The organism is Mesorhizobium sp. M1348 (assembly GCF_040317925.1).
GTDB lineage: Bacteria > Pseudomonadota > Alphaproteobacteria > Rhizobiales > Rhizobiaceae > Mesorhizobium.
The window spans coordinates 252299-275747 of record NZ_JAMYLH010000005.1 but is presented as its reverse complement, the minus strand read 5'-3'; the positions used below and the strand labels follow the sequence as shown (position 1 = coordinate 275747).

The 23449-nt window shown below is 62.1% G+C and carries 22 protein-coding genes; 12 read left to right on the top strand and 10 right to left on the bottom strand.

The window, feature by feature from the left end:
- Positions 1 to 3: 3 nt before the first annotated feature.
- Positions 4 to 1515, top strand: a complete 1512-nt coding sequence (amaB, locus tag NKH13_RS12155) for an L-piperidine-6-carboxylate dehydrogenase (RefSeq protein WP_352912608.1) — start codon at positions 4 to 6, stop codon at positions 1513 to 1515.
- A 59-nt stretch (positions 1516 to 1574) separates the two neighbouring features.
- Here the strand turns inward: amaB and NKH13_RS12150 are convergent, their stop codons facing one another.
- Complete coding sequence (locus NKH13_RS12150; RefSeq protein ID WP_352912607.1) at positions 1575 to 2438, bottom strand: hypothetical protein; 864 nt, start codon at positions 2436 to 2438, stop codon at positions 1575 to 1577.
- A gap of 721 nt (positions 2439 to 3159) precedes the next feature.
- Here NKH13_RS12150 and NKH13_RS12145 point away from each other — a divergent pair.
- Complete coding sequence (locus tag NKH13_RS12145) at positions 3160 to 3972, top strand: nucleotidyltransferase family protein (protein WP_352713400.1); 813 nt, start codon at positions 3160 to 3162, stop codon at positions 3970 to 3972.
- Complete coding sequence (locus tag NKH13_RS12140) at positions 3965 to 4717, top strand: metallophosphoesterase family protein (protein WP_352713397.1); 753 nt, start codon at positions 3965 to 3967, stop codon at positions 4715 to 4717. The genes NKH13_RS12145 and NKH13_RS12140 overlap by 8 nt, the downstream gene beginning before the upstream one ends.
- Here NKH13_RS12140 and NKH13_RS12135 read toward each other — a convergent pair.
- From NKH13_RS12135 to NKH13_RS12120, 4 genes are all read right to left on the bottom strand, one after another.
- Positions 4714 to 4884, bottom strand: a complete 171-nt coding sequence (locus NKH13_RS12135) for a hypothetical protein (RefSeq protein ID WP_352713396.1) — start codon at positions 4882 to 4884, stop codon at positions 4714 to 4716. The genes NKH13_RS12140 and NKH13_RS12135 overlap by 4 nt on opposite strands.
- 93 nt (positions 4885 to 4977) lie before the next feature.
- Positions 4978 to 6591: a DHA2 family efflux MFS transporter permease subunit gene (locus NKH13_RS12130; RefSeq protein ID WP_352713393.1), complete on the bottom strand. Its 1614-nt coding sequence runs from the start codon at positions 6589 to 6591 to the stop codon at positions 4978 to 4980.
- Positions 6588 to 7469 carry an HlyD family secretion protein gene (locus NKH13_RS12125; RefSeq protein WP_352912606.1) on the bottom strand — a complete coding sequence of 294 codons (882 nt, stop codon included), beginning with the start codon at positions 7467 to 7469 and terminating at the stop codon, positions 6588 to 6590. The genes NKH13_RS12130 and NKH13_RS12125 overlap by 4 nt, the downstream gene beginning before the upstream one ends.
- A gap of 54 nt (positions 7470 to 7523) precedes the next feature.
- Positions 7524 to 7943 carry a hypothetical protein gene (locus NKH13_RS12120; protein WP_352912605.1) on the bottom strand — a complete coding sequence of 140 codons (420 nt, stop codon included), beginning with the start codon at positions 7941 to 7943 and terminating at the stop codon, positions 7524 to 7526.
- Positions 7944 to 8032: 89 nt separating this feature from the next.
- Here NKH13_RS12120 and NKH13_RS12115 point away from each other — a divergent pair, with 89 nt between their 5' ends.
- A complete protein-coding gene (locus tag NKH13_RS12115) occupies positions 8033 to 8464 on the top strand; it encodes a hypothetical protein (RefSeq protein WP_352465792.1) in 432 nt (143 codons plus the stop codon).
- A 286-nt stretch (positions 8465 to 8750) separates the two neighbouring features.
- Here NKH13_RS12115 and NKH13_RS12110 read toward each other — a convergent pair whose 3' ends face one another.
- The 3 genes from NKH13_RS12110 to NKH13_RS12100 all read right to left on the bottom strand — a co-directional run bounded on the left by NKH13_RS12110 (position 8751) and on the right by NKH13_RS12100 (position 11258).
- Positions 8751 to 9941 carry an NADH-quinone oxidoreductase subunit D gene (locus NKH13_RS12110; protein ID WP_352713388.1) on the bottom strand — a complete coding sequence of 397 codons (1191 nt, stop codon included), beginning with the start codon at positions 9939 to 9941 and terminating at the stop codon, positions 8751 to 8753.
- A gap of 66 nt (positions 9942 to 10007) precedes the next feature.
- Positions 10008 to 10433, bottom strand: coding sequence for a hypothetical protein (locus NKH13_RS12105; RefSeq protein WP_292663156.1), 426 nt, complete (start codon positions 10431 to 10433; stop codon positions 10008 to 10010).
- Positions 10434 to 10583: 150 nt separating this feature from the next.
- Positions 10584 to 11258 carry a DUF2161 domain-containing phosphodiesterase gene (locus NKH13_RS12100; protein ID WP_352713386.1) on the bottom strand — a complete coding sequence of 225 codons (675 nt, stop codon included), beginning with the start codon at positions 11256 to 11258 and terminating at the stop codon, positions 10584 to 10586.
- A gap of 331 nt (positions 11259 to 11589) precedes the next feature.
- On the opposite strand from NKH13_RS12100, the gene NKH13_RS12095 reads away from it, so the two are divergent.
- From NKH13_RS12095 to apnL, 7 genes are all read left to right on the top strand, one after another.
- On the top strand, positions 11590 to 12417 hold the full coding sequence (locus NKH13_RS12095) for a phosphogluconate dehydrogenase C-terminal domain-containing protein (protein WP_352713384.1): 828 nt from the start codon (positions 11590 to 11592) through the stop codon (positions 12415 to 12417).
- A gap of 264 nt (positions 12418 to 12681) precedes the next feature.
- Positions 12682 to 13623, top strand: a complete 942-nt coding sequence (locus tag NKH13_RS12090; RefSeq protein WP_352466724.1) for a D-ribose ABC transporter substrate-binding protein — start codon at positions 12682 to 12684, stop codon at positions 13621 to 13623.
- Positions 13624 to 13736: 113 nt separating this feature from the next.
- Positions 13737 to 14390: a DUF2291 family protein gene (locus NKH13_RS12085; RefSeq protein ID WP_352713382.1), complete on the top strand. Its 654-nt coding sequence runs from the start codon at positions 13737 to 13739 to the stop codon at positions 14388 to 14390.
- The gene (locus NKH13_RS12080) at positions 14387 to 15931 is read left to right on the top strand and encodes a sugar ABC transporter ATP-binding protein (RefSeq protein WP_292663146.1); all 1545 of its coding nucleotides are present in this window, start codon (positions 14387 to 14389) and stop codon (positions 15929 to 15931) included. The genes NKH13_RS12085 and NKH13_RS12080 overlap by 4 nt, the downstream gene beginning before the upstream one ends.
- Positions 15928 to 16992 (top strand): ABC transporter permease, encoded by a 1065-nt coding sequence (locus NKH13_RS12075; protein WP_352713379.1) that lies wholly within the window; start codon positions 15928 to 15930, stop codon positions 16990 to 16992. Before NKH13_RS12080 ends, NKH13_RS12075 begins: the two co-directional genes overlap by 4 nt.
- 1 nt (position 16993) lies before the next feature.
- The gene (locus NKH13_RS12070; RefSeq protein ID WP_352713376.1) at positions 16994 to 18028 is read left to right on the top strand and encodes a Gfo/Idh/MocA family protein; all 1035 of its coding nucleotides are present in this window, start codon (positions 16994 to 16996) and stop codon (positions 18026 to 18028) included.
- Positions 18025 to 19932: a D-apionate lactonase gene (gene apnL / locus NKH13_RS12065; RefSeq protein WP_352713374.1), complete on the top strand. Its 1908-nt coding sequence runs from the start codon at positions 18025 to 18027 to the stop codon at positions 19930 to 19932. Before NKH13_RS12070 ends, apnL begins: the two co-directional genes overlap by 4 nt.
- A 77-nt stretch (positions 19933 to 20009) precedes the next feature.
- On the opposite strand, the gene NKH13_RS12060 is transcribed toward apnL, so the two are convergent.
- Entirely contained in the window at positions 20010 to 20978 is a 969-nt protein-coding gene (locus NKH13_RS12060) for a GlxA family transcriptional regulator (RefSeq protein WP_352713371.1), read from the bottom strand.
- 309 nt (positions 20979 to 21287) lie between these two features.
- Positions 21288 to 22001, bottom strand: a complete 714-nt coding sequence (locus NKH13_RS12055; protein ID WP_352713369.1) for a transcriptional regulator NanR — start codon at positions 21999 to 22001, stop codon at positions 21288 to 21290.
- A gap of 183 nt (positions 22002 to 22184) precedes the next feature.
- Here NKH13_RS12055 and oiaX point away from each other — a divergent pair, with 183 nt between their 5' ends.
- Positions 22185 to 23447, top strand: coding sequence for a 3-oxo-isoapionate-4-phosphate decarboxylase OiaX (oiaX, locus tag NKH13_RS12050; RefSeq protein ID WP_352713366.1), 1263 nt, complete (start codon positions 22185 to 22187; stop codon positions 23445 to 23447).
- The last annotated feature ends 2 nt before the right edge of the window (positions 23448 to 23449 follow it).

The window sequence follows — 23449 nt, the reverse complement described above, 5'->3', positions numbered from 1 at the left end:
AAAATGACGATTGCGAAGGAAACGGCCGGGCTTCTGGCGAAACTGGGCGTTGCCGAGGGCGCGCTTACGGGCGGCGACCTCATCGTGCGCAGCCCGGTGACCGGCGAGCAGATCGCCGCGCTGAAGACCATCTCGCCGGCTGATGCGGCAACGACCATCGACAATGCCCACAAGGCTTTCCTGGCGTGGCGGCAGGTGCCAGCTCCCAAGCGTGGAGAGCTGGTGCGGCTGCTCGGCGAGGAATTGCGCACACACAAGACCGAGCTTGGCCGGTTGGTGTCGATCGAAGTCGGCAAGATCCCGTCCGAGGGTCTAGGCGAAGTGCAGGAGATGATCGACATCTGCGATTTCGCCGTCGGTCTTTCCCGGCAATTGTACGGCCTGACCATCGCCACCGAGCGTCCCGGCCATCGCATGATGGAAACCTGGCATCCGCTCGGCGTCGTCGGCGTGATCTCGGCCTTCAACTTTCCGGTGGCGGTATGGTCGTGGAACGCGGCACTTGCGCTGGTCTGCGGCGACGCGGTGGTGTGGAAGCCGTCCGAGAAGACACCGCTGACGGCGCTCGCCTGCGAAGCGATCTTCAAGCGCGCAGCAGAACGTTTCGGCGATGCGCCGAAGGGGCTGGCGCCGGTTCTGATCGGCGATCGCGCCGTCGGCGAGATCCTGGTCGATCATCCCAGGGTGCCGCTGGTATCGGCCACCGGCTCGACGCGCATGGGCAGGGACGTCGGCCCACGGCTGGCGAAGCGCTTTGCCCGTGCCGTGCTGGAGCTCGGCGGCAACAATGCCGGCATCGTCTGCCCGACGGCCGACCTCGCCATGGCGCTCCGCGCCATTGCCTTCGGCGCCATGGGCACGGCCGGCCAGCGCTGCACGACGCTAAGGCGCCTTTTCGTGCATGAGAGTGTCTACGACCAGCTCGTTCCGCGCCTGAAGAAAGCTTATGAAAGCGTCTCGGTCGGCAATCCGCTGGAGACAAGCGCTCTGGTCGGCCCGCTGATCGATAAGGCTGCCTACGGGAATATGCAGAAGGCGCTGGAGGAGGCGGCTTCGCATGGTGGTAAGATAACCGGCGGAATACGGGTCGAGAACGGCCATCCCGAGGCCTACTATGTGCGTCCGGCGCTGGTCGAAATGCCGCGGCAGGTTTCGCCAGTGACGGAGGAGACCTTCGCGCCGATCCTCTATGTGATGAAATATTCGGACTTCGACGCCGTGCTTGACGAGCACAATGCGGTGGGAGCGGGGCTGTCGTCGTCGATCTTTACCCGCGACCTGCAGGAATCCGAGCGCTTCCTCGGCGTCGACGGGTCGGACTGCGGTATCGCCAATGTCAATATAGGCACGTCGGGGGCAGAGATCGGTGGTGCCTTCGGGGGCGAGAAGGAGACCGGCGGCGGCCGCGAGAGCGGCTCCGACGCTTGGAAGGCCTATATGCGGCGCGCCACCAATACGGTGAATTATTCCAAGGCGCTGCCGCTTGCGCAGGGCGTGTCGTTCGACATCGATTGAAATGCCAGACCTCCGTCGCGGCGGCGCCAAGGCTGCCACGACGGCGTTCCGCTCGCGGTTCAGCTGCCGTCGGAAGCTACAACACAATTGTCGAAGGCTGTATCGATGATGGCGAGCTTGACCGCCTGGGCGGTCATGTATTCCTGATAGAACTCGCTCGACACCCACATGACCGAATGACCGCGCTGGCCCAGCCAGCCGATGCTGCCGAGTTCCTCGGCATCGCGCAATTTGCGTGACAGGTGGGTCCGGGAGAGCTTGAGCCAGTTCGCGAAATCTCCGATTGAGACGACACCGGTCGGAATTCGGTCCAGGTCGGCATGATCGGGATCGACGCCGGACATCAGCCAATCCATGACGATGCCGCCATTGTCGAGCCAGGTGAACAAGGAAAAAGTCTGTCTTGGCTCGCGCACGGCATGCGACGAAAGCAGTCCGTCGGCCACCAGTGGCTGCAGTTTGGCGAGTACGTCCGGTTGTGCGACGAATGCAGCCAGTCGAGATCCACCGTCCAGGCTGTCCAGCGTTTTCAGATGGGCCATGAACCAGCCGGCAACCGTCTCCAGAGTGCCCGCGGTCGGCTCAAAGGGGCGGATGCGCCCATATTTAATCGGCAGATGCCGGATGAAACCGTAATGCAGCATCTCCTTCAGGAAGGCATCGGCGGTGTTGCGGCTGGCCACCGAATGCCGGCAGATGCCGTCCATGAACCGTGTAGACGTAAGTCCCTTGCGATGATCGTCCGGCTCTCGATCGAAATACAAGGCAAGGCCGATATGGGCCATCAGCCAGCGTTGTTGCGTGGCGAATACGGAAGCCAGCCGCGGGTTCGCTTCATAGGTCTGGAGCAGCGTCCGCGACTGAGCCTGGACATGGCGACGCAATGCCGGATGGCCGGCAATGTCTTCAGAAACCAGCGCCATCCCCGCCGAGCCCAACCAAATTTGCAACTGGAAATGCCGGTAACAATTTCAGCCTTCGCGGGCCGTGTCCAGAGCCGGCGCATCAGGATACGAGCTGAATCCCGCCGGCTAGTAGCTGAATTCCGTGACTTGGTCGCCGAGGACCCTGATCTCGCGAGCGCTGATCTTGCCGCACGAGGCTAGCCTGCTCGAACCCACAAATGGTGGCTTCGCCTGGCCAGCCCGTGCTACCGTCGATGGCGATGCGGAACCAACACAAGTTTTGCTCGTTGAAGAACGCTGATTGGACTGAGACAGTAAGGAACTACAAATGGAGAATGGCCTTCTTGCCACGCCGCCTGCAGCTTTCCGGCAAACAGAGTCGGTCTGGCCACGAGCGCTCAAGTGGCTGTTGCGCCGGGTGCGCAGTGCCTCCGACAGCTCGGGAACCATGTTGAAGCCAATCCTTTCCGAACCCGGGGACGATAGCGGGCCTACTTCGCCTCGACGCGCTTGAGGCTGACCGCGCTGCTATCTTGACGTCAAAAATGACCGCTCACATATCTCTTTATGGCTGCCGCCGCAGCCGACAGCCATGACCGCTTCGAAGGCCTGTCACGGCGGCGTGTCCGCCTGATGCAGCAGGCGAGAGCGGCCGTGGCACGCAGCGGCGGGAACCATCGGGCGTGCTTGGCTATTAGATACAGGCGGCTGCTGGTCTGCCGGGCCAGGAGCCATTGCTATGATCATCAATCCCCCACCGGAAAGCGCCATCCCGGCATCCGTTCCGTCGGTCGATCCAAAAGCCGCCCCGACGCTTCGCAATGCCGAAGCGGAGGTCTTTTATATCGAAGCGATCCGCGAACTTGTCGCGACCGGCATCCCCTTTCTTGTCGCCGGCACCTATGCCGTAAGCGCCTATACCGGGATCATCCGCCTGACCAAGGATCTCGACATTTTCTGCAAGGCCGGCGACTGCCCGCGCATCCTCGCCCATTTCAAGCGGATCGGCTACGCCGTCGTGGTCGAGGACGACCGGTGGCTGGGCAAAGTGTTCAAGGGGACGCATTTTTTCGACGTCATTTTCGCCTCAATGAACGGCACAATGCCGGTCGACGACCAGTGGCTGGAGCACGCCCGTCAGGGCGAATTGCTGGGCAGCCAGGTGCGGATCATCGGTCCCACCGAGCTTGTCTGGTCCAAATGTTTCATCCAGGACCGCGGCCGCCACGATGGCGCCGACGTTTCGCACACCATCCTCAAGACGCACGACCAGATCGACTGGCAAAGGCTGCTTTCCTACATGGAAGTTCATTGGGAAGTTCTGCTGATGCATCTCTTGAACTTCCGATGGATCTATCCGTCGGAGCGGGGCCGCGTACCCGCCTGGCTGCTCGACGAGCTGCTTGACCGGCTGGCCAAGCAGCGCGAATTGCCACCTTCCCGGATGAAAATCTGCCGTGGGCGCATGCTTTCACGAACCGACTATGAGATCGACGTCAAGGACTGGGGCTTTGCCGACGTCGGCGGTGAAGGAGAACATAGCAATGGCTGACGAGCTCGAAACTGCTCCGGCAAAGGCGGAAAGCGGCAGCGCACTCAAAGTCGCCGCCATTGGCGATCTGCATGTCGGCAAGGAAGACCAGGCCTCGTACCGCGATCTTTTCGGCGAGATGTCGCGTGAAGCCCAGGTTCTCGTGCTGACGGGCGACCTTACCAATCTCGGCAAGCCTCGGGAGGCCGAAATCCTTGCCGAGGAACTGCGTGCTTGCACGATCCCGGTCGTCGCCGTACTTGGCAACCACGACTATGAGTCAGGCGCCGTCGCCCAGGTCACCGACATTCTGCGCCAGGCGGGCGTTCACCTGCTCGACGGCGAGGCGACAGAGATTCACGAGGTCGGGTTCGTTGGGGTCAAGGGTTTCGTTGGCGGTTTTGGATCGCGCATGCTCGGCTCCTTCGGCGAACCAGCGATCAAGTCAATGGTGGCGGAAAGCGTGAACGAAGCGATGCGGCTTGAAAACGCAATGCGGCAGGTCCGCGCCAAACGCACGCTTGTCGTTCTGCACTACGCGCCTGTCATCGAGACGGTCGAAGGCGAGCCGCTGGAGATATTCCCGTTTCTCGGTTCGTCACGCCTGGCCGAGACAATAGACCGGTTCCAGGTCAGCGCGGTGGTGCATGGTCATGCGCATCGCGGCGCCTATGAGGGCCGCACGCCGGGCGGGGCGCCGGTCTATAACGTTGCCATGCATGTCGCCAAGCCGACCGGCCGCCCCTACGCCATGCTCGAAATCTAATAGGTGTTGAACGCCCGCTTTGGCGGAATATCGTTTTCATCCGGATTGGGAATGGGGTCCTCGTCGGGAAGCCTGTCGGGGTCCGGCTCACGCACGGGCTTGGGATCTGGGATGGGAGGCGGTGGCACCGGGGTCGGTGTCGGCTCGGGTGTGGGAACAGTGGCCATCGTAATCATCTCCTCTTGGCGCAGAACAACGCAACGGGTCGGCTGGTTCCCGGCTTGCCCGTTTTTGGAAAACCACACCGTCGCACTTGCCGGTCAGCCCATTTCGGGATTCGGCTGGCTGCCGCCCGACTTGCTTGACCGGAGCAGCAGCGCCAGCGGAACAAGCAGGGCGGTTGCCACCGCGCAGTAGCGGAAGACATCGACATAGGCGAGCAACGTGGCTTGGCGGGCGATCAACTGGCCGAGCCAGCCGATCGCTTGTTGCTTCGCCTCGACCAGCGGCGAACCATGGGCGACGAAATGCTCGGTCGCCTGCCGAAGCACCTGCTGATAGGCGGGCGACGATTGCACGGTGCGGCCGACCAGGTTCGATTGATGGATCTGGGAGCTTTGCGCAATGACGGTGTTGGACAGCGAGACGCCGATGCTGCCGCCGATATTGCGTGCAACGTTGATCAGCGCCGATGCCTGGTTGGTCTTCTGCGGGGGCAGGCCGACATAGGCCGCGGTTGAAATGGGAATGAACAAGAACGGCAGCCCGACCATCAGGAAGGCACGGGCAAAGGCAAAGAAGCGGAAGCTGGCGTCCGGGGTGAGCGAGGTCATGTGCCAAAGGGCCACTGCGACCACCGACATGCCCATCATGATCAGGTATTTGGGTTGCACGATGCTGCCTACAAATCCGGACACCGGCATCAAGATCAGCATGGCGATGCCGCCCGGCATCATCGAAAGGCCCGAGAGCGTCGCGGTGTAGGCAAATGTCGTCTGCTGCAGCTGCGGAACGATCTGGGTGGTGCTGAACAGGATAGCACCGACCGCCATCATGACCAGGAAGGCCGTACCGAACTGGCGCGTGAACAACAGGCGCATGTCGACGACCGGATCGCTGCGACTGATTTCCCATGGGATAAGCAGCAGGAACGCGATCGCGGAAATCACTGCGAAAGTGGTGATGAAATTCGAGGCGAACCAATCGTAGCGCTGGCCCCGGTCGAGGAAGATCTCCAGGCATCCCAAGGCTATCGCCACCAGGACGAACCCGACCCCGTCTATCTTCAGGCCGCCTTTCAGCCGTTCCTTGCGTTCGCGTTCGAGTACGTCCGGTTCGACCAACAGCCATTGCACCAGCGCCAGCGACAGGATGCCGAACGGCACGTTGATGAAGAAGATCCAGTGCCAGGAGAAATGGTCCGTCAGCCAGCCGCCGATCGTCGGCCCGACCGTCGGTGCGACGATGACGGCAATGCCGTAAAGTGCGAAGGCTTGCGAGCGCTTTTCAGGCGGAAAGGTGTCGGCAAGGATCGATTGTTCGCTTGGCGCCATGCCGCCGCCACCGAGGCCCTGAAGGACCCTGAACAGGATGAGCAGTTCCAGGTTGGGCGCCAGTCCGCATAGCAGCGACGCGACGGTGAAGGTCGCCACGCAGAGCATGTAGTAGCGCTTGCGGCCGATGACGCTTGCCAGCCAGCCGCTGACCGGGATGATCACCGAGTTGGCGACGAGATAGGTGGTAATCACCCAGGTGCTTTCGTCCATTCCGGCAGCCAGGCTGCCGGCGATGTTGCGCAGGGCGACATTGGCGATCGAGGTGTCCAGCACCAGCATGAAAGTGGCGATGGAGACGACGACGGCGATGAGCCAGGGATTGTGTGTCCCGGCGGCGGATCGGCTTTCGCCCTGATTTCTGGCGCTTTCGCCGCTCATCGCACCTTGACCGTCGGCACCACCGACAGGCCTGGACCGAGAAGCACATCCGGCGGCTTGTCGAAGACGATCTTCACCGGCACGCGCTGCACCACCTTGACGTAATTGCCGGTGGCATTTTCGGCCGGCAGCAGGCTGAAGGCAGTGCCGCTGCCAGCTTGGATGCTGTCGACCCGGCCATGGAAGGACTTGTCCGGGTAGGCGTCGATGTCGATGTCGACCGGCTGTCCCTGCCGCATCAGGTCGAGCTGCGTCTCCTTGAAATTGGCCTTCACCCAGACCTCGTCGGGAACGAACATCATCAATACCTGGCCGGGTTGGGCGTAGGTGCCGTCAGCGGCCGAAATGCTTGTTGCCCGCCCGGCTGCGGGTGCCGTGATGGTCGTGCGTGACAGCGTCGTGCGGGCCTGCTCCTGGCTGGCCTTGGCCTGCTCGAGCTGCGCCTCGGCGCTCCTGGCCTGCGCCTGCAAGACCGAAACCTGGCTTTTTGCCGAGGCGACATTGGCCTCGGCGCTGTCCAGCGCGGCCTGATCCTGACGCAGCGTCGATGCTGCCTGCTGCGCTTGCTGCTGCGTTGCTGTGCCCCTGGCCAGGAGTTCGCGATTGCGTTGATCCTCAGCCTTGGCGAAATCCCGCGCTGCCTTGGCCTGTCCAACCTGCCTCTGGGCAGCGTTCACCTTTGCGTTTTGAGCCTCGATCTGGGCGGTGACATTGACGATTTCGGCCTCGGCCGCGGCGACGCCGGCATCGGCCTGCTTCAGATTCGCCTGATAATCGCTGTCGTCGATATGCAGGAGGACATCGCCCGCCTGTACATGCTGATTGTCGGTAACCGCCAGCTCGGTGATACGGCCGGCGATTTGGGCGCCGATCGTCACCGTTCGGGCGTCAATGAAGGCGTCGTCGGTCGATTCGTACTGGCGGGCGTTCAGCTACCAGATCGCGACGCCTGCCGCGACGAGCAACAGCGCAAGCGCGATGGCTGCGGCCGCATAGGGATGGCGCCTGGGAAAGCCGAGCAGACCTGCCTTTCGTTGCGAGGCATTCCCGTCGGGCTTTTCCTGCCGGGGCCCTGCCGATCGCTCACGAGATTCTCTAACCGGGGTCGGTTGCTCCCGGGTTTCATTTACAGGCTCGACGTCGTGTTCGACGCTTTGAGGCTTCGTGTCCAACGGAATTGCTTTCAAGATTGATATTGCAGCCGCCGAAACGGACGCAAAGCCAAACGGCAAGCTTCCGCAAAAGTTCCTGTCCGGAACGGGTTCGGTTAACGAGTCGACATCGGACCCACCGGCGCGGGCGCGTTGGAATACGAGTGCCGCTTCACCGGGCTGGTGATCCGTACGCTTCATGTTGCGGCGGTCCGGCCTTGTCAGCGCTCCACGGCGCGATAATTGCTCATATAGGCGTGGGCAAATTCACCTGTCGACAGGAGCCGACCATGAAACATCAAACACTCGACCAACTGCATGCCGTCGCGGAAGTTGAGTCCTTCGCGGCGTATCCGGCGATGACTCGAAACCAGCGGATTGAACGTTGGGCAGAACTTCTCGAACAAAACCCGACGCGATGCCTTGGGGCGCTTCCAGGCACCGAATATATGAACAGGGAAGCGCGTGACAGATCGCGTGGGGCTGGGACGCCGCTCACTGTCGCGTTCGAGGATCCGGTTCTGCGTGCCATGGGCCTCAACGACGATACCTATGGTGAGGCAAAGCGCTTCTTCGAACTGAGCGACCGGCAGTTGCACCAAATCGTCTGCCATTGCCATGTTGGCGCTACGATGCAAGCGAGATGGGCCGCTGCCAGGGTGCGCGGGATAGTTCGCGGCAACAGATTTGTTGCCTGGATGAAGGGCTTGATCGTGCATTGACGCGGTACGAGGAACGGCGGAACACGCGTTCTTTCCGCGCCGTGGAGAGCGCTTCCGAACTTGGAAGGGCTCGTGGCCCGTCAGGCCGCGCAGATTGTGAAACTCCTCGACGCTTGGCTGCGCCTTGTCGCGGCCATGCGTCCGTCTTTGATGTGAGAATTTGAGTTGGCCCGCCGCAAGTGAGAGCCTTCGTCCACTGGCGTTCGCGCGCCGTCCAGGCCTGCCTGCGCGGTCTGCTGAGGACGAATGATCCTGCGATCGGGGAAGATCCTGCGACCTGGCTAAACTAGCGATCGATTTCTCCGAACACGATGTCGAGCGAGCCGATGATCGCGGCAACATCGGCGATCATATGGCCTCGGGACAGGAAATCCATCGCTTGCAGGTGGGCGAAGGAAGGTGCGCGGATCTTGCATCGGTAGGGAATGTTGCCTCCGTCCGATACGAGGTAGACGCCGAACTCGCCCTTCGGCGCTTCGACGGCGGCATAGACTTCACCGCTCGGCACGCGAATGCCTTCGGTATAAAGTTTGAAGTGTTGGATCGTCGCTTCCATCGAGCGCTTCATTGTAGCACGCGGCGGCGGCGTGATCTTGCGGTTCGGGATCGCGAACGGCCCCTGGCCTTCGGGCGAGCGCAACTTTTCCAGGCATTGCCGCATGATCCGGACCGACTGGCGCATTTCCTCCATGCGTACGAGATAGCGGTCGTAGCAGTCGCCATGCTTTCCGACCGGGATATCGAAATCCATCTCCGAATAGCATTCGTATGGCTGCGCCTTGCGCAGATCCCATGAGGCGCCCGATCCGCGCACCATCACGCCGGAAAAGCCCCAGGCCCAGGCATCATCGAGGCCGATCACGCCGACATCGACATTGCGCTGCTTGAAAATGCGGTTCTCGGTCAACAGCCCTTCGAGATTGTCGCAGACCTTGAGGAACGGATCGCAGAAATTCCAGATGTCGTCGAGGAGTTCCGGCGGCAGATCCTGATGCACGCCGCCGACCCTGAAATAGTTCGCGTGCATGCGGGCACCGGACGCGCGCTCATAAAAGACCATCAGCTTCTCGCGTTCGGCGAAACCCCAGAGCGGTGGCGTCAGCGCGCCGATGTCCATGGCTTGCGTGGTGACGTTGAGGAGGTGCGATAACAGCCGGCCGATTTCGCAGAAAAGCACGCGGATGAGCTGCCCGCGTTTCGGAATCGATATTTCGAGGAGCTTCTCGGCGGCGAGACAGAATGCATGCTCCTGGTTCATCGGCGCGACGTAGTCGAGCCGGTCGAAATAGGGCAAGGCCTGCAGGTAGTTCTTGTACTCGATGAGCTTCTCGGTGCCACGATGCAGCAGGCCGATGTGGGGATCGGCGCGTTCCACGATCTCGCCGTCGAGTTCGAGCACCAGCCGCAGGACGCCGTGAGCGGAGGGATGTTGTGGCCCGAAATTGATGGTGAAGTTGCGAACTGCAGCCTCGGCCATGACAGTCCTCCGCGATCAGGCGGACTTCGGTTCCGTGCCGGAACCGGCTTGTCCGCTTTCAGCCGCTCACGTCGTCGTCTGGATGATCAGCGTCAGCGTGCCGTCGCCGTCGATATTGGCCGCCACGACCTGAGTGGAATTAAGTCCGTTCGCCGCCAGTGCCGATGCCGCCTGCGGCGATGCGTCGATCGAACTTTGCAGGATGCGCAAATCCTCGGCGCTGGTCTGGGTGACGACGGCCTCCGCCTGTGCCTTGATTTCAGGAGGCAGATCCTCCATCGCCACGATTGTCACAGCGGTGAAATTCTGGGCGGAGAAGGCTTGGTCAGGTGTAGCCTGGTCGGGAGTGGCCCCTTCTGGCGTGGCTTGCTCTGGCAGGGTTTGCGGCGCCGTTGGCGGGACAGGGGCAAGCTCTGGTCCCACGGATTGCGCATAGACCGGCGAGGCAAGGGCCAGTGCCGAAAGTGTGACAATTGTCGTCGATAGGCGCATGGCCGTTCCTTCCGTTTTGCTCAGCGGACGATCAATTCGGTCCCGACAAAACCATCGTGTCGAAATATGGTTCCGTTACGGAGGTTGCTGTCTTGCCGAAAGCGGTGATTGTCGCGGAAAGCAGGGCGCGAAATCCGGCGTTGCCCTGTCTCAGGCAGCGGCGTGGCTGCGATCGGGCTGCGGCCAGCGCTGCAATGCTTCACGGCCCTGAGCGGTCAGTTCGTAGACCCCGCGATCGGTGCGCGCGAACCAGCGATACACGTTGTGCAGCAGGATCTTGGGTGCGTTCGGCAGGTTGGGCTTCAAGTCACGTGGCCGCTTTGGACCATCGGCGAGCGCTGCGGCGCATGCCAGTGCCTGCTGGCGATAAGCGGTCATGATCGGCGCACGCGAGCCGCCGCCGGCGACGGGATCGCCCTGCCGACGCCGATGTTCGTCGATTAGTTTCGAGCGGCGACGGGGATCCCGACGCGGGGCCAATGCCGCCGGGCTGAGCAGCACCTGAACCTCGCCGTTCGCCCGCACGCCAAGCAGGCCAAAGCCGAGGCGACGGCAGAGATTGCGGTATCTCACATCGCTCTCACGGCCTTTGCCACGGGCCGACACGCATGCCGCGAGCCAGACCTCATCGCTCGCCGCCATACGGTCGACGCCCTGGAGGACCAGCTCGAGATTGAACTTCAGCTTCAGCTCGCAGATGACGACGATCGGTGGAGAGTCGGCACTCAGCGCCAGCAGATCGCAGCCGCCGATCTCGCCCTTGACCATAAATCCCAGGCCTTCGAGGAAGGTCTTGACCGGGCTGTAGAGTGACGTTTCGAGCATGGGCCTTTGTTGGCTGCGAATCATCCCGCCGATCGGCGGTTCAGCGCGATGATCGCTCTTTGCCGTTGAACAGGAGGTAAACGACGGCCAAACAATTGGTCAGAGCCGTGCCACGCCGCTTGCCAATTTGGTATGCTGGTATAATGTGTACCTGATATAGCATGCTCCGCCTAGCGGCGCTGTGCTGGACGGTGCCCACGACATCGTCCAGGGGAACGTCATTTAAGCGGCGGCTTTCCGCCTTTTCTAATCCGCCAGCCGGCGGCAATGTGCATACAAGTCAATGGGACGATCGGCAGGGCCGTCGTTGGTAATCAGGAGTAACGGACACATGACAACGATTGCGCTGTTTGGTGCAGGCGGCAAAATGGGTTACCGCCTGTCGACCAATTTTCGCGGATCTCCCTACACGATACGCCATGTCGAGGTCAGCGACGCCGGCCGCGAGCGGCTTAAGTCGGGCCTCAACATCGATGCCGTCAGCGCCGATGAGGCGCTTGATGGCGCCGATGTGGTGATCCTGGCGGTGCCGGACACGCATATCGGCAAGGTCGCGGCGAGCATCGAGAGCAAGCTTGCATCAGGCACGATGGTTGTCGTGCTCGACGCCGCGGCACCTTTCGCCGGGCATTTGCCGAAGCGACCGGACCTGACCTATTTCGTCACCCACCCGTGCCATCCGCCGATCTTCAACGACGAGACCGACATGGCGGCCAAGAAGGATTATTTCGGCGGCGTCAAGGCCAAGCAGCACATGGTCAGCGCCTTGATGCAGGGACCGGAGGGAGATTTCGCCAAGGGTGAGGCGATCGCAAAGATCATCTGGGCGCCGGTTATGCGCTCGCATCGCGTCACTGTCGATCAGATGGCGCTGCTCGAGCCCGGCCTTTCGGAAACGGTATGCGCCTCGCTGCTCGTCGTCATGAAAGAGGCGGTCGACGAGGTGGTGGCGCGCGGGGTCGACAAGCAGGCGGCGCTCGATTTCCTGCTTGGCCATATGAACGTGCTTGGCGCCGTCATCTTCGGCGAGACCAAAGGCGTGTTCTCCGACGCCTGCAACAAGGCGATAGAGTTCGGCAAGCCGGTGCTGATGCGCGACGACTGGAAGCGGGTGTTCGAGCCGGAGGAGATTGCCGCGAGCATTCAGCGCATCACCTGAGGGCGCGACGCGTCTTCCGGAACATATCACCTGAAATTGTCATTGACTCATTATACCAGTTGGCTTAGCTGTTCAATGGATCGGACCGTCAAGCTTCGCAACAGGCTCAGGGGCTGGATGAGTGGAGGGATAGGGGGAGCGATCCGTCGAGTTGAAGCCGGCAAAGGCTTGTGAATCTGACGCGACCCGCCGCCTACGGCCGGCTAACGAAATCGAATGCATATAGCCTTGGGACAAGGCGCGGATTTTCAACGGGAGGAATACATGAAACTGACACGCAGAATGACGCTTGCGGCTTTTGCCGGCATACTGGCGCTTGGCACCGCCGCACCCGCCTATGCGGCGGATTTGATCGCCATCATCACGCCCTCGCATGATAATCCGTTCTTCAAGGCGGAAGCTGTCGGCGCGGAGGCCAAGGCTAAGGAACTCGGCTACGAGGCGTTGGTGCTCGTCCATGACGACGACGCCAACAAGCAGTCCGAATTGATCGACACGGCGATCGGCCGCGGCGCCAAGGCGATCATCCTCGACAATGCCGGCGCCGACGCCACCGTCGCCGCGGTGCAGAAAGCCAAGGACGCAGGCGTTCCTTCCTTCCTGATCGATCGCGAGATCAATGCCACTGGTGTCGCCGTCGCGCAGATCGTCTCCAACAATTATCAGGGCGCCCAACTCGGCGCGCAGGAATTCGTCAAGCTGATGGGCGAGAAGGGTAATTTCGTCGAGCTCGTCGGCAAGGAATCCGACACCAATGCCGGCATCCGCTCCAAGGGTTACCACGACGTCATCGACGACTATCCGGACCTGAAGATGGTGGCGCAGCAGTCGGCCAACTGGAGCCAGACCGAGGCCTATTCAAAGATGGAATCGATCCTTCAGGCCAATCCCGATATCAAGGGCGTGATCTCCGGCAATGATACGATGGCGATGGGCGCCTATGCGGCACTTGCCGCTGCCGGCCGCAAGGACGTCATCGTCGTCGGCTTCGACGGGTCGAACGATGTGCGCGACTCGATCACCTCCGGCGGCATCAAGGCGACAGTCCTGCAGCCGGCCTTCGCGCAGGCGCAGATGGCGGTCGAGCAGGCCAACGACTTCATCAAGAACAAGAAGTCTCCCGCCGAAGAAAAGCAGCTGATGGACTGCGTCCTGGTCAATGGCGACAATGCCGCCAAGCTGGAGACGTTCGCGCTCACCAACTGAGCCGGCGTAACATCAAGCAGCAAGGGACGAGCCTCCGGTTCGTCCCTTGCTTCCATTTCGCCCTTGCTTCCATTTCTCTGGGTGCTCCTGACCGCCATGCCGAACGAGCCGACATGTTCAACACGCTGATCCGGCCGATCCTTGTCGCGTTGTTCCTCGCAGCAATAGGCAGCCTGACCGCCTGCAAGATCCTGCCGACGCCGTCAGCGGAAAACGGCGGCACTGGCTCCGCGTTCAATCCCGACAAGATGGTCGAGGACATCTGGGCGACGAAAGTGATACCCTATCTACAGCAGAAGGCCGGGCCGTTTGCCGAGGTTCATGCCTTGGCCAAGACCGACCCCGCCGCTGCCGGCGCCAAATACGGCAATCCGAAGAAGCAGGCGAATTCGCCATGGACCTTCGCCGTTCGGCTCGAGGGCAAGATCGTTGCAGCCAACACACAGTCACGGGCGGCGACGATGGACGTCGATGCCGATGGCGACGGCAAGGCGGACGCGCGGGTGCAGATCGGCCCCGCCATGCGCGGAACCGCGCTGCGCGACAGCCTCGACTTCATCCAGTTCAATGATTTCACCAACCAGATCGACTTCGCCCAGTTCGGCAAGGCTTTCAACGCCTATGCCGACAAGACCGTGCTTTCCAAGCTGCCGCGCGAGGCACTCGAGGGCCGCAGCGTCAAGGTCCTTGGCGCCTATACGCCGGGCAGTGGCCAGGACCTGCCGCTGGTGACGCCGGCGGAGGCAGAGATCGGGCCGAAGCCATGAGCGGCGATCAAGATGTCATCCTGAAGCTGGAGGATGTCTCGAAAGTCTATTCCGGCACCGTCGCAGTCAAGCGGGCGAATTTCGAGGTGCGCAAGGGCGCGGTCAACGTGCTTGTCGGCGAAAACGGAGCCGGCAAATCGACGCTGATGAAGATCATCGCCGGTGTCGAGCAACCGACGCTCGGGCGCATCCTGCTGGACGGCGAGGAGGTTTCCTTCTCGTCATCCGGGGATGCGGTGAATCGCGGCATCGGCATGGTGTTCCAGGAGCTGAACCTGTTCGGCAATCTGACGGTCGCCGAAAATATTTTCGCCACCCGCGAGATCACCAATCGTTTCCGCAAGATCGACCGCAAAGAGCAGGAGCGCCGCGCGGCGGAATTCCTTGAACGCCTGGAGGCCGGCATCCGGCCGGACATGCTGGTCGAGGATCTGCGCATCGGCCAGCAGCAGCTGGTCGAGATCGCCAAGGCGGTTTCGCTCGATGCGCGCATTCTCATCATGGATGAACCGACCTCGGCGCTGAGCGCGGCAGAAGTCGAGATACTGTTCAAGGTGATTGCCGATCTCAAGGCGCGCGGCGTGGCGATCGTCTACATCTCGCACCGGCTCGAGGAACTGATCCGCATCGGCGACACCATCACCGTGCTGCGCGATGGGCGCATCACCGGCCAGGCGGAGATGAAAGACGTCGACACCCAGTGGATCGTGCGGCAGATGATCGGCTCGGACGCCAAGGACTTCGCCAAGGCCGACGGCCATGTGCCGGGCGAAGAGATATTCCGCGCCGAGGACATCTGCCTGCCGCGCGTCACCGGCGGGCTTGCGGTCGATCACGTCTCGCTGTCGCTGCGCGCCGGCGAAATCCTCGGCATCTACGGTTTGATGGGCGCCGGACGCAGCGAGCTGTTCGACTGCATCATGGGCCGCCACGGCCATTCGACCGGCACGATATTCATTGCCGGCAAAAAGGTGCACGAGCGGGACACGACGCGGCGCATCCGGCGCGGGCTGGCGCTGATCCCCGAAGACCGCCAGCGCGAAGGGCTGGTGTCGATCCTCTCCGTCGCCAGCAATCTGACGCTGGCCAGCCTGTCGCGGTTCGTGCGCCTGTTCCACATTCGTGGTGCCGCCGAACGACAGGCGGTGACCCAGACGGTGCGCGAACTGGCCATCAAGGTCGCCGATCCGGCGCAGGAAGTCTCGTCGCTGTCGGGCGGCAACCAGCAGAAGGTGGTGATCGGCAAAGCGCTGCTCACTGGACCGAAGGTGCTGCTGATGGACGAGCCCAGCCGCGGCATCGACGTCGGCGCCAAGGCCGACGTGTTCCGCACCATGCGCAAGCTGTCGCGCGACGGCCTGGGGATCCTGTTTGCCACCTCGGATCTCGATGAGGTGATGGCGTTGTCCGACCGCATCGCAGTGATGAGCAATGGAAAATTGACCGGTATGTTCGATCGCGCAGAGGCGACGGAGGCCGCACTTGTCGCTGCCTCGGCCTTCGGCCACGGACCGGTCCCGCACGGAGAGCAAGGCGCATGACTGACATTCCAGCCAAGGCGGCGGTCAACTCCATTTCGAGCGGCTCGGTCCTGCTGACGCTGATGAAGGCGAGGACGTTCATCGCGCTGATCGCCGTGCTGTTGTTCTTCTCGATAGCTGCCCCCAATTTCCTCTCGGCCGCCAATCTTATCCTGATGTCGAAGCACGTGGCGCTGAACGCATTCCTCGCAATGGGCATGACCTTCGTCATCATCACCGGCGGCATCGACCTGTCGGTCGGCTCGATCGTCGGCCTGTGCGGCATGGTGGCCGGCTATCTCGTGCTCAACGGCGTCGACCTGCAGGTCGGCTATACCATCTATTTCAACGTCTTCGAGATCGCGCTGATCACGCTTGCCGTCGGCATATTGATCGGCGCCGTCAACGGCTTGCTGATCACCAGGCTTAACGTTGCGCCGTTCATCGCCACGCTCGGCGTGCTCTATGTCGCGCGCGGCCTGGCGCTGCTGTCGTCCGACGGGCGCACCTTCCCCAATCTCGTCGGCAAGCCGGAGCTCGGCACCACCGGGTTCGGCTTTCTTGGCGCCGGCCGGCTGCTTGGCCTGCCGGTCGCGCTGTGGATTTTGCTCGTTGTTGCGCTAGGGGCGGCCTATCTCGCCAAATACACCCCGCTCGGCCGCCACATCTTTGCCGTTGGCGGCAATGAGCGGGCGGCGCGGATTTCAGGCGTCCGCGTCAACATGGTGAAGATGTTCGTCTACATGTTCTCCGGCTTCTGCGCGGCGATCGTCGGGCTGATCATCTCGTCCGAACTAATGGCCTCGCATCCGGCGACCGGAGAGAGCTTCGAACTCAACGCCATTGCCGCGGCAGTGCTCGGCGGCACCTCGATGTCGGGCGGACGCGGTACCATCGGCGGCACCATTGTCGGCGCCTTCGTCATCGGCATCCTTTCGGACGGGCTGGTGATGATGGGGGTGAGCTCGTTCTGGCAGATGGTGATCAAGGGCCTCGTCATCATCGTCGCCGTCGTCGTCGACCAGGCACAGCGCCGGCTGCAGAGCCGTGTCACGCTGATGCAGATGGCAAAGGCCGGCTGACATGGCGGAGCTGCGTGGAGCGCTGATCGGCTGCGGCTTCTTTGCCGTCAACCAGATGCATGCCTGGCGCGACGTGGAGGGCGCCTCGATCGTGGCTATCTGCGACCGCGATCCGGACCGGCTGCGGGTCGTCGGCGACCAGTTCGGGATTGCGCGGCGCTATACCGATGCGGCCGCTTTGTTTGCCGGCGAAAGGCTGGATTTCGTCGACATCGCCACCACCGCACCAAGCCACAGAACGCTCGTCGAGATGGCGGCGCAGCACGGCGTTCCGGCAATTTGCCAAAAACCGTTTGCGCCGACGCTTGCCGATGCCAAGGCGATGGTGAAGGCCTGTGCCGACGCCGGCGTGCCGTTGATGGTGCATGAAAATTTTCGCTGGCAGTCGCCGATCCAGGCGGTGCGCGCCGTACTCGACAGCGGTGAGGTCGGCACGCCCTTCTTCGGACGGATCTCGTTCCGCTCTGCCTATGACGTGTTTTCCGGCCAGCCCTATCTTGCGACCGGCAAGCGCTTCATTATCGAGGATCTCGGCATCCATATCCTCGACATCGCCCGCTTTCTGCTGGGCGACGTCTCGACGGTCACCGCCCGAACGGCGCGCGTCAACCCTGCCATTGCCGGCGAGGACGTTGCGACGATGCTGATGGACCATACGAGCGGCGCCACTTCCGTGGTCGATTGCAGCTATGCAAGCAAGCTCGCGACAGAGCCGTTTCCCGAGACGCTGATCGAGCTCGACGGCAAGGACGGCACGATCCGGCTGGCGCAGGGCTACCGCCTCACCGTCACCGGCAGGAGCGGGACGGCCGTCAGCGACGTCTCGCCGCCGCTGCTGCCTTGGGCATCGCGGCCGTGGCACAACATCCAGGAAAGCGTCGTCGCCATTCAAAAGCATTGGGTCGATTGCCTGACCAATGGAACCGAGCCCGCGACCTCGGGCGCGGACAACCTGAAGACATTAGCGCTGGTCGAGGCAGCGTACGCCGGCGCCGCAAGCCGCGAACCGGTGCAACTCGACGCCTTGCTGAAATGACAGCCGACGCCTTCCTCCTCTACGGTACACGTGCCGTTGAAGCCGAACCGGTCAGGCTGCGCGCCGGCGCGCTGACGGCGGACTTCGTCAACGGCAATCTGCGCACCATCCGGCACGGCGACACCGAAGTTTTGCGCGCCATCGCCTACATCGTCAGGGATCGCGACTGGGGCACCTACGAGCCGGGGCTCACCAACCTTGTTATCGAGCAGGATGCCGAGGCTTTTTCCGTCAGCTATTCGGCAAATTGCCGGGCACCGGACGGCAGCCGGCTCGACTTCCGCGCGACCATCAAGGGCTCCGCCGATGGCCAATTGGTCTTCGACGTGAGCGCTCTTCCCGACAGCGATTTCGAAACCAATCGCTGTGGTTTCTGCATCCTGCATCCGATCGCCGGCCTGGCCGGCAGCCCGGTCACGGTCGAGCATACCGATGGCAGCGTGGTCGCGACCAGGCTTCCAGAGCTGATCGATCCCTGGCAGCCGTTCAAGGATCTGCGGGCGATCACCCACCAGGTCCGGCCGGGCGTCACCGCCGAATGCCGGATGGAAGGCGATACCTTCGAGATGGAGGACCAGCGCAACTGGTCGGATGCCTCCTACAAGACCTATGTCCGGCCGCTCGCGCTGCCATGGCCATACGTGCTGCCGGCCGGCGAGACCTTCCGCCAAACCATCAGCTTGCGGGTGGCGGGTCGCGGGAAAGTGCCGGCCGCCGCGGCAAGTGCCGAACCGATTCGTGTCAGGCTCGGCCAAGCCGGACCGGTGCTGCCGGATATCGGCGTTATCATCTACCCGGATGAGGTCGAGGCGGCGCTGGGCAAGCTGTCGGTGCTGTCCGGGCTTGGCCCGCAGCAATTGATGTTCCACTATGACCCGACGCGCGGCCACGGGCTCGCCGCCTTGCGGTCCTATGCCAGGCTCGCCGCCGCCTATCCGGTCCGGACAACGCTCGAATGTGTCATTGCCGGCGACGGCGATCTCGACGCCGAGCTTTCAGGCGTCGCCGACAGGGTGCGCCAGGCCGGGCTCAAGCTTTCGGCCATTGCCGTCTCGCCCTCGGTCGACCGGCAGTCGACGCCACCGGGCAGCGCGTGGCCGCAATGCCCGCCGCTCGAAGACGTCTATGCCGCGGCGCGGCGCGCCTTTCCCGACACCCGCCTCGGCGGCGGCATGTTCAGCTATTTCACCGAACTCAACCGCAAGCGTGTGCCGGCCGATCCGCTCGATTTCGTCACGCATTGCACCTCCCCGATCGTGCATGCCGCCGACGATCTCAGCGTCATGCAATCGCTGGAGGCACTGCCTTTCATAACGGCGTCTGTACGGGCGATCTTTGGAACAAAACCTTACCGGATCGGGCCGTCGACCATTGCCATGCGCCAGAACCCTTACGGCGGCGCGACCAAGGCCAATCCCGACAATCAGCGCATCGCCATGGCCGACCGCGACCCGCGCCATGCCGGGCTGTTCGGGGCCGCATGGACGATCGGCTATGCCGCACATGTTGCGCCGGCCGGGCTCGAAATGCTCACGCTCTGCAGCTTCACCGGACCATTCGGCGTACTGGCCTCGTCGGGCGAACCTGTCGAAGAAGGTACACCCCGGCCGATTTTCCACGCGGTGAAAGGACTTTGCGAGCTGGCCGGCCATGCGCATGTGGCGGCGACAACGACTGATGAGACGCGGGTGCTGGCGCTGGCCGGCCGCTCCCAGACAGGCAAGATCATCGTCTGGCTGGCGAATCTTACCCCGGACGACGTTCCGGTCGACGTTTCCGGGCTCGGCTCCGATCAGGGCCCTCTCAAGATTTGGGATGGACGAATGTCACGCCAGATTCAGCAAGACGCGTCGGGCCGAGACCGTCTTGTGATGACGCCCTACGCAATCGTGCGGGTCGGCTGAAGTCATTTGCCGAGGTTCATGGGTAGCCGCCTTCCGCAGCGGTTGCCCGCAGCCGCAGCACTTCCGTTGCCGACTTGTCACCGGATTTGCTTTCGAAACTCGCCTGGCGCCATTCCAGTTGTCTTGGAAAAAAGACGGCTGAACGAGGCGACGTCTTGATATCCCACCCGATAGCAAATTTCTGACACGCTCAGTTTCGTTTCCTCAAGCATGGATTTTGCCAACTCCAGCCGCCGTTCCTGGATCCATTTTCCCGGCGTTGTCTGGAGTTCGTCGAAAAATCTGCGAGACAGGGTTCGCGAAGACATGCCCAATTCGGTTGCGAGAAATTTCAGATCGATTTCCGACATCTTGTCTTTCGAGAGCTCGCGCAGCTTGTTCTCGAATGGGCTGGCCTCGTTCGAAATTTCGTCGAGAGGAAATTCGTAGGGACTCTGGAATTTGCGCGGCGGAGGAAGAACCAGAAGTTTTCGAATGATTCGCTCCTCCTTCGAGAAGCCCAGATCGATCAGCAAAGCCCTGGCGAGTTCGAGCCCGGAAAACCCGCCTCCGCATGTGTAAAGGCGGTCCTGGCGAATGAGCAAGCGGGAAGCGTCCCATCGCACTTGCGGAAACCGGCGGCTTGCCTCGGCTTTCAGCCACCAGGATATCGTTGCGCGTTTGCCGTCCAATAATCCTGAATTGGCGAGCAGATAACATGCACCGCAATGTGCTGCGATGATTGCGCCCTGCTGTTGTGCGAGCGCGATCAGCGGTTTTGAATGTTCACTCTCCTCGTCGAGCGAGCGCAGAAGCTCGGGAATCTCGACACCCGGCATCGCAATGAGAATCAGGACATCCATTTTCCGGGATGGTTGAGCCTTTGTCGGGAAGGAAATTCCGGTGCTTGATGTCGACGGCGCGCCCCTTGAAACGAACTCACATGAAAGAACCTGTGAACGGCAGACGTCATTCACAAGCTGAAACATTTCCACGAGCGTCGAGACAACGGCCGAATAGAAATTCGACGGCAGCCAGATCACAACGTGGAGGCTCCTGACAGCCATTGCGGTACTCCAGTGTCGTTCTCGTCGACTGGCAAGTCTAGCATAGTCTTTGTCAAAATTGCCAATTCAAGAGCAACCGCGGCGCCTCCAGGATGGCCGCATGCGGGCTGCCGACGACGCCGCCCGCGGAAATCCATGGCTGGGAACTACAAATGCTGAAATCGCTGAATGAAAACACGCGGCAAATACATCGGATTCAGACGGCAACAGAAAACTGCGTCGGTCCGGGCTCAGGCTGATCTGTGGTCAGTCAGTAGGCCGAGAGCACGGTGCCGGCCGCTACGCCGGTCGGGACCTTGCTCTAGATTTTCAGTTTCCGGAGTTCATCACGTAGAGCGCACGCGAGCGTTCGAGGTGCTTGATCATCGCCTTCTCGGCGCCATCCACATCCTTGGCTTCGATGCGTCCGATGATCTCTTCGTGCTCGGTCAGCGTGAACTTTTCCTTGCCGGTCCAGATCAGCATTTCGGTGTGGTATTCCTTTAGCCAGCCAAGCATTGCCTCGCTGACGGCGACATAGATCGGGTTGCCGGATATTGCCGCGATCTGGGTGTGGAATTTCATGTCGGCGGATATGAAGGCTTCCGAGTCGCCACGATGGCTGCGCTGCTCGGCGACCGTTGCCCGCAGCCGCTGCACGTCCTCGGCTGTGGCCTTTTCTGCAGCTTCCTTGACCATGCCGCGCTCGAAGAAGATGCGCGCGTTCTTGAGGTGCTCGAGCGTGTCCTTCGATGACGACAGGATGATCTTGGCTGCGCCGTCGACCTGCTTGATGATCGACTTGGCGGTCAGCTGCAGCACCTTGGCCCGCTCGCCATGCGAGATCGCGACCAGTCCCATATTGCTCAACGCCTGCATCGCCTCGCGGATCGCCGGCCTGCCGACCTCGAAGCGCTCCATCAATTCGCGCTCCGATGGCATGTCGTCACCCGGCAGCAATTCGCCGCTGGTGATCAGGCGCTTCAGTCTCAAGAATACTTCGTCGGAAAGCTTGCGCCGGACGATCGGCTCCGAACGGTTCATCGTCGCGAATCACTCCTTTGACCGGCCTATACCTAGCATTTCCGCCGTGAATCCCGGAACGCCTGTTGCCGGCTCGCCCTTACCTGCCAAGCCGGATAGGGCTTGCAATGCTTATGTACTCATTATACCAGATTTCGAGGGCCAAGGAACCTTTTTCGAACCACCCTGACAGGCCGCGCAAATATGATTGTTCTCACCTATCGCATCGAAACGCCCGGCAATATCGAGGCGCTGGCGGCCAAGATCGCAAGCGACCAGTCGACCGGAACCTTCGTCGCGCTGGCCGGCGAGACCGAAGAACTCAAGGCCAGGGTCGCGGCGCGGGTCCTGGCGATACGGCATCTGCCGGATGCGGATCGGCCGTCTCTTCCCGAAACCTGCCCCGAAGCCAGCAACGGCCCGGTCAAGCGCGCCGACGTCGACATCGCGTTTCCGCTGGACGCCATCGGCACCGACCTGTCGGCGCTGATGACTATCGCCATCGGCGGCACGTTTTCGATCAAGGGCCTGTCCGGCATTCGTGTGGTCGACATGAAGCTACCCGAGGAGTACCGGGGCACGCATCCGGGTCCGCAATTCGGCGTCGCAGGCAGCCGCACGCTGACCGGCGTCGCGGGTCGTCCGATCATCGGGACCATCGTCAAGCCGGCGCTGGGGCTCCGCCCGCACGAGACGGCCGCGATGGTGCAAGAATTGATTGCCGCCGGCGTCGATTTCATCAAGGATGACGAGAAGCTGATGAGCCCGGCCTATTCACCGCTGTCGGAGCGGGTGAGGGCAATCATGCCGCTGATCGTCGACCACGAGCAGAAGACCGGCAAGAAGGTCATGTATGCCTTCGGCATCTCACATGCCGATCCCGACGAGATGATGCGAAACCACGACCTGGTGGCAAAGGCCGGCGGCAATTGCGCGGTGGTCAACATCAATTCGATCGGTTTCGGCGGTATGGCTTACCTTCGAAAACGCTCCAGCCTGGTGCTCCATGCCCACCGCAATGGCTGGGACATTCTCACCCGTCATCCCGGCCTCGGTATGGATTTCAAGGTCTGGCAGCAGTTCTGGCGGCTGCTCGGCGTCGACCAGTTCCAGATCAACGGCATCGCCTCGAAATACTGGGAACCCGACTGGTCCTTTGTCGAATCCTTCAAGGCGGTGACCACGCCGATCTTTTCGCCGGCCGATTGCGCATTGCCGGTCGCCGGCTCCGGCCAGTGGGGCGGGCAGGCGCCTGAAACCTTCCAGCGAACCGGCCGGACGGTCGATCTTCTCTATCTCTGCGGCGGTGGCATCGTCAGCCACCCGGACGGGCCGGGCGCCGGCGTCCGCGCCGTGCAGCAAGCCTGGCAAGCAGCGGTCCAAGACATTCCGTTGGCGGATTATGCCTTGGGCCATGTCGAGCTGGCGCGGTCGATCGAGAAGTTCGGCGGCGGCGAGGCGGCCTGACG